General features: G+C 72.8%; 11 protein-coding genes. 3 read left to right on the forward strand and 8 right to left on the reverse strand.

What is annotated here, in order from left to right; translation table 11 throughout:
- Nucleotides 1-2,889, reverse strand: a 2,889-nt coding sequence (locus ACWDBE_RS33245) for a DEAD/DEAH box helicase (RefSeq protein WP_449809783.1), incomplete at its 3' end; no start/stop codon positions are given.
- Between the two features lie 162 nt (nucleotides 2,890-3,051).
- The gene (locus ACWDBE_RS33250; RefSeq protein WP_449791812.1) at nucleotides 3,052-4,224 is read right to left on the reverse strand and encodes an aminotransferase class V-fold PLP-dependent enzyme; all 1,173 of its coding nucleotides are present in this window, start codon (nucleotides 4,222-4,224) and stop codon (nucleotides 3,052-3,054) included.
- A gap of 104 nt (nucleotides 4,225-4,328) precedes the next feature.
- Between ACWDBE_RS33250 and ACWDBE_RS33255 the strand changes: the two genes are divergently transcribed.
- Both ACWDBE_RS33255 and ACWDBE_RS33260 read left to right on the forward strand, forming a co-directional pair.
- Nucleotides 4,329-6,395: a prolyl oligopeptidase family serine peptidase gene (locus ACWDBE_RS33255; RefSeq protein ID WP_449809764.1), complete on the forward strand. Its 2,067-nt coding sequence runs from the start codon at nucleotides 4,329-4,331 to the stop codon at nucleotides 6,393-6,395.
- A 167-nt stretch (nucleotides 6,396-6,562) separates the two neighbouring features.
- Entirely contained in the window at nucleotides 6,563-8,926 is a 2,364-nt protein-coding gene (locus ACWDBE_RS33260) for an immune inhibitor A domain-containing protein (protein ID WP_449809765.1), read from the forward strand.
- 68 nt (nucleotides 8,927-8,994) lie between these two features.
- Here the strand turns inward: ACWDBE_RS33260 and ACWDBE_RS33265 are convergent, their stop codons facing one another.
- A complete protein-coding gene (locus ACWDBE_RS33265) occupies nucleotides 8,995-10,452 on the reverse strand; it encodes an MFS transporter (RefSeq protein ID WP_449809766.1) in 1,458 nt (485 codons plus the stop codon).
- Nucleotides 10,453-10,512: 60 nt separating this feature from the next.
- Here ACWDBE_RS33265 and soxR point away from each other — a divergent pair, with 60 nt between their 5' ends.
- Nucleotides 10,513-10,986 carry a redox-sensitive transcriptional activator SoxR gene (gene soxR / locus ACWDBE_RS33270; RefSeq protein ID WP_449791816.1) on the forward strand — a complete coding sequence of 158 codons (474 nt, stop codon included), beginning with the start codon at nucleotides 10,513-10,515 and terminating at the stop codon, nucleotides 10,984-10,986.
- A 149-nt stretch (nucleotides 10,987-11,135) separates the two neighbouring features.
- Here the strand turns inward: soxR and ACWDBE_RS33275 are convergent, their stop codons facing one another.
- From ACWDBE_RS33275 to ACWDBE_RS33295, 5 genes are read right to left on the reverse strand one after another with little or no spacing between them, the layout of a single operon-like run.
- Nucleotides 11,136-12,113 carry an ABC transporter ATP-binding protein gene (locus tag ACWDBE_RS33275; protein WP_449791817.1) on the reverse strand — a complete coding sequence of 326 codons (978 nt, stop codon included), beginning with the start codon at nucleotides 12,111-12,113 and terminating at the stop codon, nucleotides 11,136-11,138.
- Nucleotides 12,110-13,111: an ABC transporter ATP-binding protein gene (locus ACWDBE_RS33280; RefSeq protein WP_449791818.1), complete on the reverse strand. Its 1,002-nt coding sequence runs from the start codon at nucleotides 13,109-13,111 to the stop codon at nucleotides 12,110-12,112. The genes ACWDBE_RS33275 and ACWDBE_RS33280 overlap by 4 nt, the downstream gene beginning before the upstream one ends.
- On the reverse strand, nucleotides 13,111-14,097 hold the full coding sequence (locus tag ACWDBE_RS33285; RefSeq protein WP_449791819.1) for an ABC transporter permease: 987 nt from the start codon (nucleotides 14,095-14,097) through the stop codon (nucleotides 13,111-13,113). Before ACWDBE_RS33285 ends, ACWDBE_RS33280 begins: the two co-directional genes overlap by 1 nt.
- Nucleotides 14,094-15,056, reverse strand: a complete 963-nt coding sequence (locus tag ACWDBE_RS33290) for an ABC transporter permease (RefSeq protein WP_449809767.1) — start codon at nucleotides 15,054-15,056, stop codon at nucleotides 14,094-14,096. The genes ACWDBE_RS33285 and ACWDBE_RS33290 overlap by 4 nt, the downstream gene beginning before the upstream one ends.
- A gap of 13 nt (nucleotides 15,057-15,069) precedes the next feature.
- Nucleotides 15,070-16,818 carry an ABC transporter substrate-binding protein gene (locus ACWDBE_RS33295; protein ID WP_449791821.1) on the reverse strand — a complete coding sequence of 583 codons (1,749 nt, stop codon included), beginning with the start codon at nucleotides 16,816-16,818 and terminating at the stop codon, nucleotides 15,070-15,072.
- Nucleotides 16,819-16,829 lie beyond the last annotated feature (11 nt).

Genomic DNA, 16,829 nt, shown 5'->3' on the forward strand with positions numbered 1-16,829 from the left:
ACCCCGGACCGGCCGCGGCCGGTGTCCCACGTGCGGGTGATTGCCGGGACCACGGTTGACAGGAGTTGGCCGCCGTAGCACGAACTTGCGGGCGGTCCTGCGGAGTTCGGCGTCCTCGCCGGCGGCGTCCTGGATCTGGCCGAGGACGTCGATCAGCTGCTTGGTCCAGCGGACGAAGTCGCCGGCCGGCATGTCGGCGTCGCGCAGGACCTGGTCGAGGTTGTGGCCGAGCGCCCAGCGGTAGGCGACCCAGGCGAAGCCCAGGTCGGGCTCGCGCTGGCCGACGCCCTCGGCGGTGTTGATCCGGTGCTGCTCCTCCAGGGCGTCCAGGTGGCCCCAGATCCGGACCATCTTGCCGAGCGCCTCCTTGGCCGCGCCCTCCGGCACCCGGGGGGCGCCGGCGTCGTCGGACTGGCGGGCCTCGTACACCAGCGCCGAGGCGCAGGCGGCGAGTTCGGCGGCGGCCAGGCCGCTCCAGACGCCCTCGCGGATGCACTCGGAGGCGAGCAGGTCGAGTTCGCCGTAGAGCCGGCCGAGCCGCTTGCCGTCGTCGGTGACGGTGTCCCCGCTGAGGTAGCCGAGGTCGGTGAGCAGCGCGCAGACCCGGTCGAAGGTGCGGGCGATGGTGTGGGTGCGCGAGCGCATCCGGCGTTCCAGCAGTTCGGTGTCGCGGTGCAGCCGGTGGTAGCGCTCGGCCCAGCGGGCGTGGTCCTCGCGGTCGGAGCAGCCGTGGCAGGGGTGCTGGCGCAGTTCGGTGCGCAGCCGGGTGATCTCCGGGTCGTCGGCGGCGGCCGCGCGGCCGCGCCGGAAGCGCTCGGGCTCCAGGTGTCCGGCCTTGGTGCGCAGTGCCGAGGCGAGGTCGCGCCGGGACTGCGGGCTGCGCGGGTTGAAGGACTTGGGGATGCGCAGCCGTTCGATCGCGGCGACCGGGTGCGGGAAGTCGATCATGGCGAGCCGCTTGACCTGCCGCTCGGCGGTGAGCACCACCGGGCGCGGGCCGTCCTGGAAGTCGGGGTGGCGCGGGCCGCCCCGGCCGGAGCGGTTGACCGGCGGCAGGCCCGGGTCGAGGACCAGGGCGAGGCCGGCGAACTTGCCGGTGGGCACGTGGATGACGTCGCCGGGCTTCAGCTGCTCGATGGACTCGACGGCGGCCGCGCGGCGCTGGCTGGTGCCCTCGCGGGCCAGCTCGTTCTCGCGGTCCTTGAGCCGGCGGCGCAGCTCCATGTACTCGTCGAAGTCGCCGAGGTGGCAGGTCATCGACTCGCGGTAGCCCTCCAGCCCTTCCTCGTTGCGCTGCACCTGGCGGGCGATGCCGACCACCGAGCGGTCCGCCTGGAACTGGGCGAAGGACGTCTCCAGCAGCTCGCGCGAGCGGTGCCGTCCGAACTGGGAGACCAGGTTGACGGCCATGTTGTACGAGGGCCGGAACGAGGACTTCAGCGGGTAGGTGCGGGTGCCGGCCAGGCCGGCCAGCGCCTCCGGGTCGAGGCCGCGCTGCCAGAGGACCACGGCGTGGCCCTCGATGTCGATGCCGCGCCGCCCGGCCCGGCCGGTGAGCTGGGTGTACTCGCCGGGGGTGATGTCGGCGTGGGTCTCGCCGTTCCACTTGACCAGCTTCTCCATGACCACCGAGCGGGCGGGCATGTTGATGCCGAGCGCGAGGGTCTCGGTCGCGAAGACGGCCTTGACCAGGCCCTTCACGAAGAGCTCCTCGACGACCTCCTTGAACCGCGGCAGCATCCCGGCGTGGTGGGCGGCGATGCCGCGCTCCAGCCCGTCCAGCCACTCGAAGTAGCCGAGGACGTGCAGGTCCTCGTCGGGGATGTCGGCGCAGCGCTCCTCGACGACGGCCCGGACCTGGGCGCGCTCGGAGTCCTTGTTGAGCCGCAGCCCGGAGCTGAGGCACTGCTGGACGGCGGCCTCGCAGCCGGCCCGGCTGAAGATGAAGGTGATCGCGGGCAGCAGGCCCTCGGCGTCGAGCCGGTCGATGACGTCCACCCGGCCCGGCGTCCAGACCCGGCCGGGACGGCCGTTGGGCATCGAGCGGCCCCGGCCGCGGCCGAACCGGTCGCGCGGGTTGCGGTCGAGCTCGGAGCGGGCGAGCCGGACCAGCTCGGGGTTGACGGCCTTGCCGGGGTTCTTCAGGTTGTTCTTGGGGCGGCCGTCCCGGTCGGGGTCGGCGAACAGGTCGTACATCCGGTTGCCGGCCATCACGTGCTGCCACAGCGGCACGGGGCGGGTCTCGGAGACGATCACCTTGGTGCCGCCGCGCACGGTGTCCAGCCAGTCGCCGAACTCCTCGGCGTTGGAGACGGTCGCGGAGAGCGAGACGAGGGTGACCGACTCGGGGAGGTGGATGATGACCTCCTCCCAGACGGCGCCGCGGAAGCGGTCGGCGAGGTAGTGCACCTCGTCCATCACGACGTAGCCGAGGCCGTCGAGGGTGCTGGAGCCCGCGTAGAGCATGTTGCGCAGCACCTCGGTGGTCATGACCACCACGGGTGCGTCGCCGTTGACGGAGTTGTCGCCGGTGAGCAGGCCGACCTTGGCGGCGCCGTAGCGCTTGACCAGGTCCCCGTACTTCTGGTTGGAGAGCGCCTTGATCGGCGTGGTGTAGAAGCACTTGCGGCCCGAGGCCAGGGCCAGGTGCACGGCGAACTCGCCGACGATGGTCTTCCCGGAGCCGGTGGGGGCGGCGACCAGGACGCCGGATCCGGCCTCCAGCGTCTGGCAGGCCTCCAGCTGGAAGTCGTCCAGCGGGAAGTCGTACAGCTGCTGGAAGCCGTACAGGGCGGTGGCCTGCTCCTGGGCCCGGCGACGGCTGGCCGCGTACGCCTCGGCGGGGCTGAGCTCCTGGTCGCCCTGGGGCTCTGGATCGGGGGTGTTCATCGCCGTCCGGGGGTGGTTGGTGTGATCTCGCATCTCAGCGAGAGGTTACCCGGGAGGACTGACATCGATGGCACCGATTTTCCGTGCGACGGGATCACTCCTCCCCGGTTCCATGCTCGCAAATGTCTCCGGGTGATCGGGACGGTGCCGGGTTCGAAGCGGCTAGCCCTTCAGCAGCTCCACCAGCCCGTCCGCCAGCCGCTCGTACTCCTGCGGGCGGTTGTAGAGCTGCGCGCTGACCCGCAGCACCCCGCCGCCCTCCCAGGGGCGGACGGCGATCCGGGCGCCGAGCCGGTGCCACACCTCGGCCATCAGCGCCTTCACCTGCGGCTCGGTCTCGCCGTACCCGGCGGGCAGCCGGACGGTGCTCATCCACACCCCGGGCGTCGCGGGCAGCGGGGCCAGGCCGGCCCGCTCGGCCAGCACCCGGCGGCCGTACCCGGCGAGGGCGGCGTTGTGGGCGGCCACCGCCGCGTGGCCGAGTCCGCGCAGCAGCTCGAAGCCGGCCGGGGAGGCCAGCCAGGGGGTGTAGTCGCAGGTGCCGCGCCACTCGACGTTGCCGGGGAAGCCCTTGTCGTGCTCCCAGGACAGCGCCAGCGGGCGGATCCGGGCGGTCCACTCGGGGCGGACGGCGAGCACCCCGGTGGCGCGCGGGGCGAAGGCCCACTTGTGCAGGTTGCCGAACCAGAAGTCGGCGTTCGGGTCGATCGGGGCGGGCAGCATGCCGGGTGCGTGGGCGCCGTCCACCACGGTGGTGACGCCGCGGGCGCGCAGGTCGGCGAGCAGCGCCGGGCCGGCCACCAGGCGGGCGGTGGGCGAGGTGAGCTGGTCGAGGACCGCGACGGTGGTGCGGTCGTCCACGGCGGCGAGCACGGCCTCCCGGACGGCCTGCTCGTCGGGGGCTTCCAGGGGGACGGGGGCGACCACGATCTCGGCGCCCGTCTCGGCGGCCTTGCGGGCGGCGGCCCGCGTCACCGCGCCGTAGCCGTGGTCGGTGACCAGGATCCGGTCGCCGGGCGCGAAGGGGATGCTGTCGAGGGCGATCGCGACCGCCTCGGTGACGTTGGAGACCAGCGCGAGCCGGTCCGGGTCGGTGGCCAGTTCGGCGGCGAGCAGGGTCCTGGCCGCGGCGATCCGGGCCGGGAGGTCGGCGAAGAAGCCGTCCGGGTCCTGTTCGTGCTCGACGCGCAGGCGCTCCTGCGCCCGCTGCACCGGGACGGGCACGGCCCCGAACGAGCCGTGGTTCAGGTGCGCCGCCCCCGGCGACACGCTGAACAGCCCGTCGGCGGCGGGCAACGGGGCCGGGGGTTCGGCGGTCCGCAGGTCCTCGGTCACGGTTTCCTCCGCTGGCTGACACTGGCTGACACACATACTGATGTGTGACATTTCACATGACAGACTACTGGTCGGGGCGCGCACCTCGCGACCACCATCGGGCCGTGACCATCACCGACGCCTTCCTTGCCCTCAGCGCCCGTACCGGCCGGTTCACCTTCGGCGCGCCGCGTGCGTACACCTTCGCCGAGGACGGTACCCGGCTGCTGCTGCTCCGCTCCACCGGTCCGGAGGACCCGGTCGACCGCCTCCACCTGCTCGACGCCACCACGGGCGAGGAGCGGCTGGTCGCCGACCCGGCCGCGCTGCTGCCCGGTCGCACCGGCCGGCGCGACGACCTGCCCGCCGTCGAGCGCCGGCTGCGCGAGCGCACCCGGCTGGTCGCCGCCGGGATCGGCACGTACGCCGCCACCGCCGACCTCTCCACCGCCGTCTTCACCCTGGACGGCCGGCTGTTCCGCACCGACACCGCCGCCGGCACCAGCGACGAACTCCCGGTCGCCGGGCCCGCGTTCGACCCCCGGCCGGACTCCACCGGCCAGCGCGTCGCCTACGTCGCCGGGGACGCCCTGTTCGTCACCCCCGCCCTCGAACCGCTCTCCCCCGCCGACGGCGCCCGCTGGGGCGTCGCCGAGTTCGCCGCCGCCGAGGAGCTCGGCCGTCACCGGGGCCACTGGTGGCGCCCGGACGGCCGCGCGCTGCTGGCCGCCCGGGTCGACGAATCCGCCGTCCCCCGGCGGTACTTCGCCGACCCGGCGAACCCCGGCGAGGCACCCGAGGACTTCGCCTACCCGCAGGCCGGCGGCCCCAACGCGGACGTCCAGCTCTGGGTGCTCGGCCTCGACGGCACCCGGGTCCGACTGCACTGGGACGCCGAGGAGTTCCCGTACGTCTGCGCCGCCTCCTGGGCCTCCGACGGGGAGGTGCTGCTCACCGTCGCCGACCGCCTGCAGCAGAACGTGCTACTGCTGAGCGCCGACCCGCAGACCGGCAGGACCGACGAACTCTCCCGCACCACCGACGAGTTCTGGGTGGACGACCTGCCCGGAACCCCCGCCCGGCTGGCCGACGGCCGACTGCTCACCGTCCACGACACCCCGCAGGCCCGCGGCCTCGCGCTGGACGGCAAGCCGCTGGACACCGCCGGCCTGCAGATCCGCCGGGTCGTCGGCCGGCTGCGCGGCCGGCTGCTCTGCGAGACCGGCGAGGGCGACCCCTTCGACCAGTACGTCCACCTGATCGACCCGGACGGCGGCGCCCCCGAGCCGCTCACCTCCGGCCCCGGCACCCACACCGCCCTCGCCGCCGCCGACACCCTGCTGCTCACCTCGGCCGACGCCGGCGGCGTCCGGCGCGTCGTCATCCTCGACGGCCGCGAGCTGCCGCTCACCGATCTCAGTGCTCCACTGCCCCACCGGGTGGAGCCGCAGCGCTCCCGGGTCACCGAACGCGCCCTGCCCGCCGCCGTGGTGTACCCGCGCGGCCACGTCCCCGGCCGGCGGCTGCCCGTCCTGCTGGACGTCTACGGCGGGCCCGGCTACCAGGCGGTGGCCAACGAGCCGCGCCGCTGGCAGCTCAAGCAGTGGTGGGCCGACCAGGGCTTCGCGGTGGTCACCGTCGACAACGGCGGCACCCCGTTCGTCTCCCCCGAGTTCAGCCGGACCATCTTCCGCCGCTTCTCCCGGGTGACGCTGGACGACCAGGTCGACGCCCTGCACGCGCTCGCCGAGGAGCACCCGGACCTCGACCTCGGCCGGGTCGGCGTGCGCGGCTGGTCGTACGGCGGCTACCTCGCGGCGCTCGCCGTGCTGCGCCGCCCGGACGTCTTCCACGCCGCCTGCGCGGGCGCCCCGCCCACCGACTTCCGGCTCTACGACACCGCGTACACCGAGCGCTACCTGGACCTGCCGCAGGAGAACCCCGAGGGCTACGCCGACGACTGCCTGCTCACCGACGCGCCCGGCCTGGCCAGGCCGCTGCTGCTGATCCACGGGCTGGCGGACGACAACGTCCACCCCTCGCACACCCTGCTGCTCTCCCAGGCGCTCACCAGGGCCAGCCGCCCGCACAGCGTGCTGCCGCTGCCCGGCGCCACCCACATGACCCCGGGCGGGCTGCTGGAGCAGCTGGCCCAGGCCGAACTCGCCTTCCTCCGGGCCTCTTTGGAGTGACCCGTCGCTCCGCCCTGGGCGGAGGGCCGAGGGGCGTCGCACCGCCGGCTGCGGCGCCCCTTCGGCTTGCCCGGACTCTTCCACGTGACCGGTCACATGTGAAATATTACCTGCGCTTCACCGACTGATGACCCGAAGCCCCCCATCCCCCGGAAAGGAACGGTCAGTTGCGCAGACTGTCCGCCGCCCTCGCCGCCGCGCTCACCACCGGCGCGATAGCGGCCACCCTGCTGGGCACCCCCGCCCAGGCCGCACCCCCGCCCCCCGCCGCCCTCGCCGCCCCCGCCGACGCGGGGCAGGGCGCCGAGGCCCCGCCCGCACCGCTGGTCCCGCAGGAACGCGAGCGCCAGGCGCTGCGCGGCAAGGCCCTGGAACAGCTCAACAAGGGCACCGTCGCCAAGAGCGCCGGCAAGCGGGCCCCGGCGAAGGTGAAGATCGGCGACGACTACGTCCAACTCGCCCACCAGCGCACGGACAAGGTCTTCGTGATCCTCGCCCAGTTCGGCGACCAGGTGGACGACACCACCCAGTGGAACGGCCAGGCGCGCTACGGCGGCACCCCCGGCCCGCGCCACAACCAGATCCCCAAGCCGGGCCAGGACGACAACCACACCCTGTGGTCGGCGGACTTCGACCGCGCGTACTACCAGAAGATGTTCTTCGACGACACGCCCGGCGCGGTGTCGATGCGCAACTACTACCGCACCCAGTCCTCCGGCCGGTACGACGTCGAGGGCACCGTCAGCGACTGGGTCACCGTCCCGTACAACGAGGCCCGCTACGGCAGCAACAAGGGCCCGCAGGGCTCCGGCGCCTGGACCCAGGGCCAGGAATTCATCCGGGACGCCGTCAAGGCCTGGTACGACGGCGAGATCGCCAAGGGCCGCTCCGCCGCCGACATCAAGGCGCAGCTCGCCCAGTACGACGTCTACGACCGCTACGACCACGACAAGGACGGCGAGTTCGCCCAGCCGGACGGCTACCTGGACAACGTCGTCGTGGTGCACGCGGGCGTGGACGAGACCTGGGGCGGCGGCGCCCAGGGCGCCGACGCGCTGTGGGCGCACCGCAGCTGGACCTTCCCGGACGCGACCGGGCAGACCGGCCCGGAGGGCAACAGGATCGGCGGCGCCCCCGTCGGCGACACCGGCCTGTACGTCTACGACTACGTCCAGGCGGGCGAGAACAGCGGCGTCGGCCTGTTCGCCCACGAGTACGGCCACAACCTCGGCCTGCCCGATCTGTACCCCACCAGCGGCGGCGACAACAGCGTCAACTTCTGGTCGCTGATGTCCTCCGGCTCCTACCTGGGCAAGGGCCCGAACACCACCGGCGGCTACCCCGGCGACCTCGACGCCTGGAGCAAGCTGCAGTTCGGCTGGCTCGACTACGACGAGGCGCAGGCCGCCACCCGCTCCACCCACGCCCTCGGGGTGAGCAGCTACAACACCGACCAGGCCCAGGCGGTCCTGGTCCACCTGCCGGACGGCACCACCAGCACCGACCTCGCCGACCCGTACGAGGGCAGCCGGCAGTGGTGGAGCGACACCGGCGACAACCTCGACAACTCCCTCGCCCGGGACGTCGACCTGCGCACCGCCGCCGGCCCGGCCGCCCTGGACGCGGCGGTCTGGTACGACACCGAGCAGGACTACGACTTCCTGACCGTCGAGGCCTCCACCGACCAGGGCAAGCACTGGACCGCCCTCGGCGGCACCGTGGACGGCGCCCCGATCGGCAACACCAACGCCAACACCCCGGGCCTGAGCGGCAGTTCCGGCGGCTACAAGCAGCTGCACATCCCGCTGGACGGCTACCTCGGGCAGCAGGTGCGGCTGCGCTTCCACGTCACCTCGGACAGCAACACCCACGGCCGGGGCGTGCTGGTGGACGCCGTGAAGGCCACCGCCGGCGCCACCGTGCTGTTCACCGACGGCGCCGAGAACGGCACGGGCGGCTGGACGGCCGGCGGCTTCACGGTCATCACCGGCCGCACCGCCGTCAAGCAGCACCCGCGCGCGTACCTCGCCGAGAACCGCCGCTACACCGGCTACGGGGCGTTCCTGAAGACCGGCCCGTACAACTTCGGCTACGGCGGCGTCGCGGGCAAGGCCAACGTGGTGGACAACTACCCGTACCAGGAGGGCGTCCTGGTCTGGCTGTGGGACACCTCGTACGGTGACAACAACACCAAGGACCACCCCGGCGGCGGGCTGATCCTGCCGGTCGACGCCCACCCGGCGCCGGTCCGCTTCGCCGACGGCACCCTGGTCAACGGGCGGGCGCAGACGTACGACGCGCCCTTCTCGCTCAAGCCGACCACGCCGTTCACCCTGCACAAGGGCGGCGTCGCAGTGCGCGTCCCGGCGAAGCCGGCCGTGCCGGTGTTCAACGACCACACCGGGGTGTACGGCGACCCGGCGACGCCGCAGCTGACGGTGAAGGTGCCGGACACCAACACGAAGATCGAGGTCGTCCGGGAGTCCCAGGGCGGGAAGATCACCACCGTCCGGGTCGGCCCGGCCTCCTGACCCGCGCAGCCGTGTGACGGCGGCCCCGGATCCCCCCGACGAAAGGGATCCGGGGCCGGTCCGCGTCGTCACCTCCCCAGGCTGCGGGCGGTGCGGGCCGCGGTCGCCACCCCGAGGACGGTGATCGCGGCTGTCCCGAAGGTCATGTACCGGGCCGAGTCGACCGGGGTGTCGCCGCCCAGGTTGACCAGCGTGCCGGCCAGTGCCGAGGTCACCGAGAAGGCGATCAGCTGGGTGGTGTTGATCGCCGCGGCCGCCTTGCCGCCCTCGGCCGGGTCGCCGCTGCTGCGCATCGCGGCCACGCTCAGGTGCGGGAAGGCCAGCCCGATCCCGGTGCCGGCACCGAACAGCGCCACCGCCCACAGCAGGACCCGGAGCCCGGAGGCGTGCCCGGTCTGCGACAGCCCGTAGACCAGCAGGCCGGCGACCAGCACCAGCGGCGCGGTGCGGATCGCCAGGGCCCGGCCGCGGGCCGACTCGATGCCGACGCTGAACAGCTGGGCGGTGGTCCAGCCGGCCGAGGTCGTGGCTCCGAGGAACCCGGCCACCAGCGGGGAGAGCCCGCCCAGCTCCTGGCCGAACAGCGGGATGAAGTTCTCCGTCACCACGCCCGCGCAGAGCACCGCGACGGTCAGGTAGAGCCACTTCAGCGGGTTGCCGGCGCGGTAGGTCTGCTGCGGCAGCACCGTCGCCCCCGCGCGCCGCTCGACCGAGACGAAGCCGGCCAGCAGCGCCAGCCCGGCGAGCAGGCAGAGCGCCGTCGGCCAGCCGCCCGGCACGGTCGAGCTGACGCTGAAGGCGGCCGCCGCCAGGGTGAGCAGCAGCAGCGAGGGCAGCGGCACCGGGCCGCTGCCGTGCCCCGCGCCGGAGCGCCCGGGCAGCACCCGGCGGGCCAGCGCCGCCAGCACCAGCGCGGCGGCCAGCAGCAGGACGTACGCCCCGCGCCAGACGCCGAGCTGGGCGAAGAGCCCGCCCAGCGACGGGCCGACCAGGGTGCCGACACCCCACATCGCCGAGACCAGCCCGGCCGCACGGGTCCACAGCCGCTCCGGCAGGGCGCTGCGGATCACGGCGTAGCCGAGCCCGGCGACCAGGCCGCCGCCGAGGCCCTGCACCACCCGGCCGGTGATCAGCACCGCCATCGACGGGCTGAGCGCGTTGACCACCGCGCCGGCGCCGAAGACCAGGAAGCCCAGCACGTAGGCCCGGGCGGCACCGAGCCGGTCCAGCAGCCGGCTGACCACCATCGAGGCGATGACGGCGGCCGTCAGGAAGCCGGTGGCCACCCAGGCGTAGTACCGCTCGCCGCCGATGTCGGCCACGATCGAGGGCATCAGGGCGGCGGTGAAGTAGAGGTTCATCGCGTACAGCGCGACGCCGCCGGCCAGGATCGAGGCGGGGGCGGCGTAGCGACGAGAGAAGAGTTCGCGCCACCCTCCGGCGGCTCCCGCGGATGGCGACTCCTTGGGGTAACTTCCCAGCTCGGGCTGGGTCGTGTCGTTCTTGGCGGCAACTGATTCGGTCACGTCCGGTACGCTAGGACTTCAACAAAACTTGAAGTCAAGACCGACCGTCGAGGAGCCGCCATGACCACCGCACCGGTCGATCTGCTGAGCGTCGGCGAGGTGGCCCGGCGGGCCGGGATCGCCACCTCGGCGGTGCGCTTCTACGAGGACCAGGGGCTGATCTCCTCCGAGCGCACGGCGGGCAACCAGCGCCGCTACCGGCGGCACGTGCTGCGCCGGATCTCGCTCATCCTGGTCGCCAAACGGCTCGGCATCCCGCTCTCCGAGGTCGCCGAGGTGTTCACCGGACTGCCCGAGGACCGGATGCCCGGCAAGCACGACTGGGAGCGGATCTCCCGGCGCTGGGCCGAGCAGCTGCGCGCCCGCCGGGCCGAGCTGGAACGGCTGGAGGAGGAGCTGACCGGCTGCATCGGCTGCGGCTGCGTGTCGCTGCGCCGCTGCCGGGTGCTCAACCCGGGGGACGAGCTGGCCGCCGAGGGGCCGGGCCCGCGCCGGCTGCTGCCGGGGGACGGCCTGCTGCCCGTCGAGGACTGAGACGGGAGAGGGACCGGGGCAAGAAGGGTGGAACCCGGTCGGACGCGGCCCTCGCAGGGTTCCCCGCCGCGTCCGACCGGGGGTCATGGGTGCCCCGGTCCGGGTCCCGCGGATCCGGGCCGGGGCCGACGGAATCCGCGGGACACGCCTCAGGCCTCCGGGAAGTGGCAGGCCGCCTGCCGCTCGCCGGGCCCGGCGATCCTCAGCAGCGGCCGCTCGGTCCGGCACACGTCCTGGGCCTTCGGGCAGCGCGGGTGGAAGGTGCAGCCGGGCGGCGGGTCGGCCGGGCTCGGCGGGTCGCCGAGCAGCACGATCCGCTCCCTGGTCCGCTCCGCCTCCGGGTCGGGCAGCGGGACGGCGGACAGCAGCGCCCTGGTGTACGGGTGCGCGGGGTTGCCGTACACCTCGGCCTTGTCGCCGATCTCCACGATCCGGCCCAGGTACATCACCGCGACCCGGTCGCAGACCCGCTTGACCACCGAGAGGTCGTGGGCGATGAACACGTACGCCAGCCCCAGCTCCCGCTGGAGCCGCTCCATCAGGTTGACCACCTGGGCCTGGATGGAGACGTCCAGCGCGGAGACCGGCTCGTCGGCGATCACCAGCCGCGGCGAGGTGGCCAGCGAGCGGGCGATGCCGATGCGCTGGGCCTGGCCACCGGAGAACTCGTGCGGGTAGCGGTCCAGGTGCTCGGGGATCAGCCCGACCAGGTCCATCAGCTCGGCGGCCCGCTCGCGCGCGGCCGTCGCGCTCTCCCCCTGGACCAGCAGCGGCTCGGAGATGATCCGGGCCACCGTCTGCCGGGGGTTGAGCGAGGAGTACGGGTCCTGGAAGACCATCTGGAGATCGCGCCGATGAGGGCGCAGCTGCGCCTGGGAGAGCCCGCCGATCTCGGTGCCGTCGAAGGTGACGCTGCCCGAGGTCGGGTCGAGCAACCGGACGATCATCCGCCCGGTGGTGGACTTGCCGCAGCCGGACTCGCCGACCAGCCCGAGCGTCTCGCCCGCGCCGACGTCGAAGCTCACCCCGTCCACCGCCCGGATCGGCGCACCGGGCCGCCCGGTGCGCCCGCGCCGGCCGGGGAAGGTCTTCACCAGGTCCCGTACCGAGAGCAACGGCTGAGTCATCGCGACACCCCTTCCGGCACCAGCGGCAGGTGGCAGGCGGCCTGGTGGCCGGGGGCGAGCGGGCCGAGCAGGGGGCGCTCGGCCAGGCAGCGGGCGTGCTCCTCGGCGGACGCGGCGGTGGTGCGGGCGCAGCGCGGGGCGAAGGAGCAACCGGGGGCGGGGGCGATCAGCGACGGCGGGCTGCCGGGGATGGCCCGCAGCGGGGCGTCGTCGGTGTCGTCCAGGCGCGGCAGCGAGTCCAGCAGGCCGCGCGTGTACGGGTGCGCGGGCCGTGCGAACAGCCGGTCCACCGGGGCCTGTTCGGCGGCCCGGCCGCCGTACATGACCAGGACCTCGTGGGCGACCCGGGCGACCACGCCGAGGTCGTGGGTGATCATCACGACGCCGAGGCCGCGCGCCTGCTGGATCCGGGCGATCAGGTCGAGGATCTGCGCCTGGACGGTGACGTCGAGCGCCGTGGTGGGCTCGTCGGCGATCAGCAGTTCGGGCTCGCAGGCGAGCGCCATGGCGATCATGACGCGCTGGCGCATGCCGCCGGAGAACTGGTGCGGGTACTCGTCGACCCGGCGGGCCGGCTCGGGGATGCCGACCTCGGCCAGCATCTCCACCGCCCGGGCCCGCCCGGCCTTGCGGTTGGCCTTGAAGTGCACCCGGTAGTGCTCGGCGATCTGCTCCCCGACGGTGTAGAAGGGGTGCAGGCTGGACAGCGGGTCCTGGAAGATCATCGCGATCCGGCGGCCCCGGACGACGCCCAGCTCCCGCTCCCCCAGGCCGCCCAGCTCCTGGCCGTTCAGCCGGATCGAGCCGGTGACGGTGGCGCCGCGGTGCAGGCCCATGACGGCGAGCGAGGTGACGGACTTCCCGCTGCCCGACTCGCCGACCAGCCCCAGGGTCCGTCCGGCCTCGACGGTGAAGGAGATCCCGTCCACCGCCCGGACGGTGCCGCGCGGGGTGTCGAAGGAGACCTTGAGGTCCTCGACCTCCAACAGCTCGGCCATCAGTACCTCACTCTCGGGTCGACGAACGCGTAGAGCAGGTCGACCAGCAGGTTCGCCGCGACGATGAAGAAGGCCGCGAGCAGGGTGACGCCGAGGATGACGGGCTGGTCGGAACGGGCCAGGCCGTCGTAGAACAGCCGGCCGACGCCGGGCAGGCCGAAGATCGACTCGGTGATGACGGCACCGGCCAGCAGCCCGCCGAGGTCCATCCCGAAGATGGTCAGGATCGGCGTCATCCCGGAGCGCAGCCCGTGCTTGACGGTGACCGTCCGCGACGGCAGGCCCTTGGCCCGGGCGGTACGGATGTACGGCTCGGCCATCGCCTCGATCATCGAGTTGCGGCTCTGCCGGGCGTACATCGCCGCGTACAGCAGGGCCAGCGCGATCCACGGCAGCAGCAGGTTGGAGGCCCACTCGAAGGGGTTCTCGGTGAACTTGTGGTACGCCGGGTAGGGCAGCAGGCCGGCCGTCCTGACGACGCCCCAGATCAGCATGATCGAGGTGAAGTAGACCGGCAGCGAGGCGGTGCCGACGGAGAGCACCATCAGCGCCTTGTCGACCGGCCTGCCCTTGCGCAGCGCCGAGGTGACGCCCGCGCCGAGGCCGAGGACCAGCCAGAGCACGGCCGCGCCGAGCGCCAGCGAGACGGAGACCGGCAGGCGGTCGGTGAGCAGGTCCCACACCGGCAGCCCGTACTCGTAGGAGTAGCCGAGGCAGGGGAAGCCGCAGTGCACGGCGCTGGGGCCGGAGCCGTAGTCGCGGCCGGCGAAGATGCCGCCGAGGTAGGCGAGGAACTGCTCCCAGACCGGCTTGTCCAGGCCCATCGCCGCCTTGACGTCGGCGAGCCGCTCGGGGCTGCAGGTCTTGCCGCAGGCGGCCGCGGCCGGGTCGTTGGGCAGCAGGTAGAAGATGGTGAAGGTGATGGCGCAGATGGCGAGCAGGATGCCCACCACGCCGAGCAGCCGGCGGCCGAGGTAGAGGATCACGACCGGCCTCCCCGGGGGTCGAGGATGTCGCGCAGCGCGTCCCCGAGCAGGGTGAACGCGAGCACGGCGACGAACAGGAAGGCGGTCGGGATCAGGAAGTAGGTCGGGTCGGTCTCGTAGTGCACGATGCTCTCGGCGATCATCTGGCCCCAGGACGCGGTCGGCGGGCGGACGCCGACGCCGAGGTAGCTGAGCGCGGCCTCGGTGGCGATCATGCCGGGGACCAGCAGGGTGGTGTAGGCGATGATCGGGCCCGAGACGTTCGGCAGGATCTCCCGGGTGAGGATGCGCCAGGAGCGCGCCCCGCCGACCTTGGCGGCCTCGACGTACTCGCGGTGCTTGAGCGAGAGGGTCTGCCCGCGCACCACCCGGGCGATGCCGGGCCAGGTGAACAGCCCGATCACCAGGGTGATCAGCAGGATCCGGTTGACGTCCTTGGCCACCGACATCATCGCGATCATGAAGATCAGCGAGGGGAAGGACATCGTGAGGTCCATCAGCCGGGACAGCAGGGTGTCGACCCGCCCGCCGAAGTAGCCCGCCGCGATGCCGGCCAGGGTGCCGACGAGCACGACGACGGCCGTCGCGGTGAACGCGATCAGCAGGGAGACCTGCCCGCCGTGCAGCACCCGGGCGAACAGGTCGCGACCGGTGCCCGGCTCGACGCCGAGCCAGTGCCGGGCGCTGATGCCGCCGAAGTCGCCCCGGGGCACGCCGCCCAGGTACGGGTCGATGGCGCGCTTGTCGAACTCCTCAGGGGTCCAGCCGCCGAGCGAGCTGAGCGGGCCGGCCAGCGCGGCGGCCAGCAGCAGCACGCCGACGGTGATCAATCCGAACCGGGCCGAGCCCTTGGCCCACAGCTGGTCCCAGACCAGCCGCCAGGGCCCGCGCCCGGCACTCTTCTTGGCGTCCCCCGCCGTGGCGTCGGCCACGGCGGGAGACTCAGTGGTGGTACTCATCGCTGCCGGCCCCTCACTTGCCCTTGGCGGGGTCCTTGAGGCCGATGGCACCCAGGTCGAGCATGCCGGCGTAGCCCTGGTTGCCGAACGCGCCGGCCACGTTGGAGCCGACCAGCAGGGGGCGGCGCTGCCAGATCAGCGGGACGGCCGGGGCCTTCTTCGCCAGGTCCTGGTCCAGCTGCTGCCAGGCCTTGTCGGCCTCGCTGACGTCCGTCATGGCCGCGATCTGGTCCATCCGGTCCATCGTGGCCTGGTCCTTGAACTGGCTGAAGTTGCCCTGGTTGCCCTTCTCCTTGATGGTGCGGCCGTCGAACTGGAACGGCAGGAAGGTCGCACCGGAGGGGTAGTCGGGGCACCAGCCGCTGATGGTCAGCTCGGGGGCGTTCTTGGTGTCGCCGATGGTGTCGGCGAAGGCGGACGGGTCGGTGGTGTTGATGGTGACCTGGACGCCGGCCTTGGACAGCGACTGCTGGATCGCCTCGGCACGGGTCTTGTCGCCGAGCGAGACGGTGAGCGAGACCTTGAGGTCGGTCTTGCCGGCCTCCTGGAGCAGCTTCTTGGCCTTCTCCTGGTCCCCGGTGGCCGGGATCTTCAGCGGGTCGGACTTGACGCCGGCGGTCAGCGAGGGCGGCAGGTAGGAGGTCGCCACGTCGGCCATCGCCGGGCCGCCGAAGGCCGTCACCTGGGCGTCGCGGTCGACCGCCCACATCATCGCCTCGCGCACCTTCGGGTCGTCGAAGGGGGCCTTGGCGGTGTTCAGGTACAGCATGTCGGTGCAGCCGGTGACCTCGGCGGCCATCCGGGACTTGACGTCCGGCTTGGGCAGCACCTTGGCGACGGTCTCGTGCTGCATCCACGGCATGTTGATGGCGTTGGCGTCGGCGCCGTCGCTGGCGATGATCCGGTCGTCGGCCTGCCCGCCCTTGATGCCCTGGGTGACCACGACCTTGTCCGGGTACGCCTTGCGGACGGTGTCGGTGGCCTGGTCCCAGTTGGTGTTGCGGACCAGCACCAGCTGCTTGCCGCGGTCGTAGGTCTCGATCTTGTACGGGCCGGAGGAGAACGGCCGGGCGTCGTACTGGGTGCCCTTCTCCTGCGACTGCGGCACCGGGGCGAAGGTCGGCAGCGAGACGGTGGAGGAGAACTCGGCGACCGGGCGCTTCAGGTGGAAGACGATCGTCCTGTCGTCCGGGGTCTCGATGCTCGCCAGGTGCTCGCCGTTCAGCGGGCCCTTGTAGTTCTCGCCGCCCGCCATGTACTGGATCGCGTAGTCGGGGCCGCCGGTGAGGTCCGGGGAGAAGGAGCGCTCGACGTTGTACTTGATGTCGGCGGACTTGATCGGCGTGCCGTCCTCGTACTTGAGGCCGTCCTTGAGGGTGAAGGTCCACACCTTGCCGCCCTCGGAGGGCTTGCCGAGGTCGGTGGCGAGGTCCGGGACGATCTCGCTGCCGGCCGCCCCCGGCTCGGACTTGAAGGTGGTCAGGGTCCGGTAGATCAGCCGGGTGCCGAAATCCATGTGCGGCACCACCCAGTTGCGGGCCGGGTCGAGGTGGGCGAAGTCCTGGTTGGTCAGGATGTTGAGGGTGCCGCCCTTGGCCGGGGTGCCGCCGATGATCGAGCCGGACGCCGCGCCCGGGCCCTTGCCGTCGGAGGGGGCGGCGTCGGCGCCACTGTCGCTCTTGTCGTTGGAGCAGGCCCCGAGGCCGAGGGTGAGGGTCGCCGCGAGGGCCGCCGCGAGGGCGGCGTGGGTGCGCCTGGTCATGTGCAACTCCG

The sequence above is a fragment of the Kitasatospora sp. NPDC001132 genome (assembly GCF_053598415.1).

Coding starts and splice junctions, on each gene's coding strand:
- ACWDBE_RS33295 (WP_449791821.1), bottom strand. CDS start 16,818: ATGACCAGGCGCACCCACGCCGCCCTCGCGGCGGCCCTCGCGGCGACC.
- ACWDBE_RS33275 (WP_449791817.1), bottom strand. CDS start 12,113: ATGACTCAGCCGTTGCTCTCGGTACGGGACCTGGTGAAGACCTTCCCC.
- ACWDBE_RS33290 (WP_449809767.1), bottom strand. CDS start 15,056: ATGAGTACCACCACTGAGTCTCCCGCCGTGGCCGACGCCACGGCGGGG.
- ACWDBE_RS33280 (WP_449791818.1), bottom strand. CDS start 13,111: ATGGCCGAGCTGTTGGAGGTCGAGGACCTCAAGGTCTCCTTCGACACC.
- soxR (WP_449791816.1), top strand. CDS start 10,513: ATGACCACCGCACCGGTCGATCTGCTGAGCGTCGGCGAGGTGGCCCGG.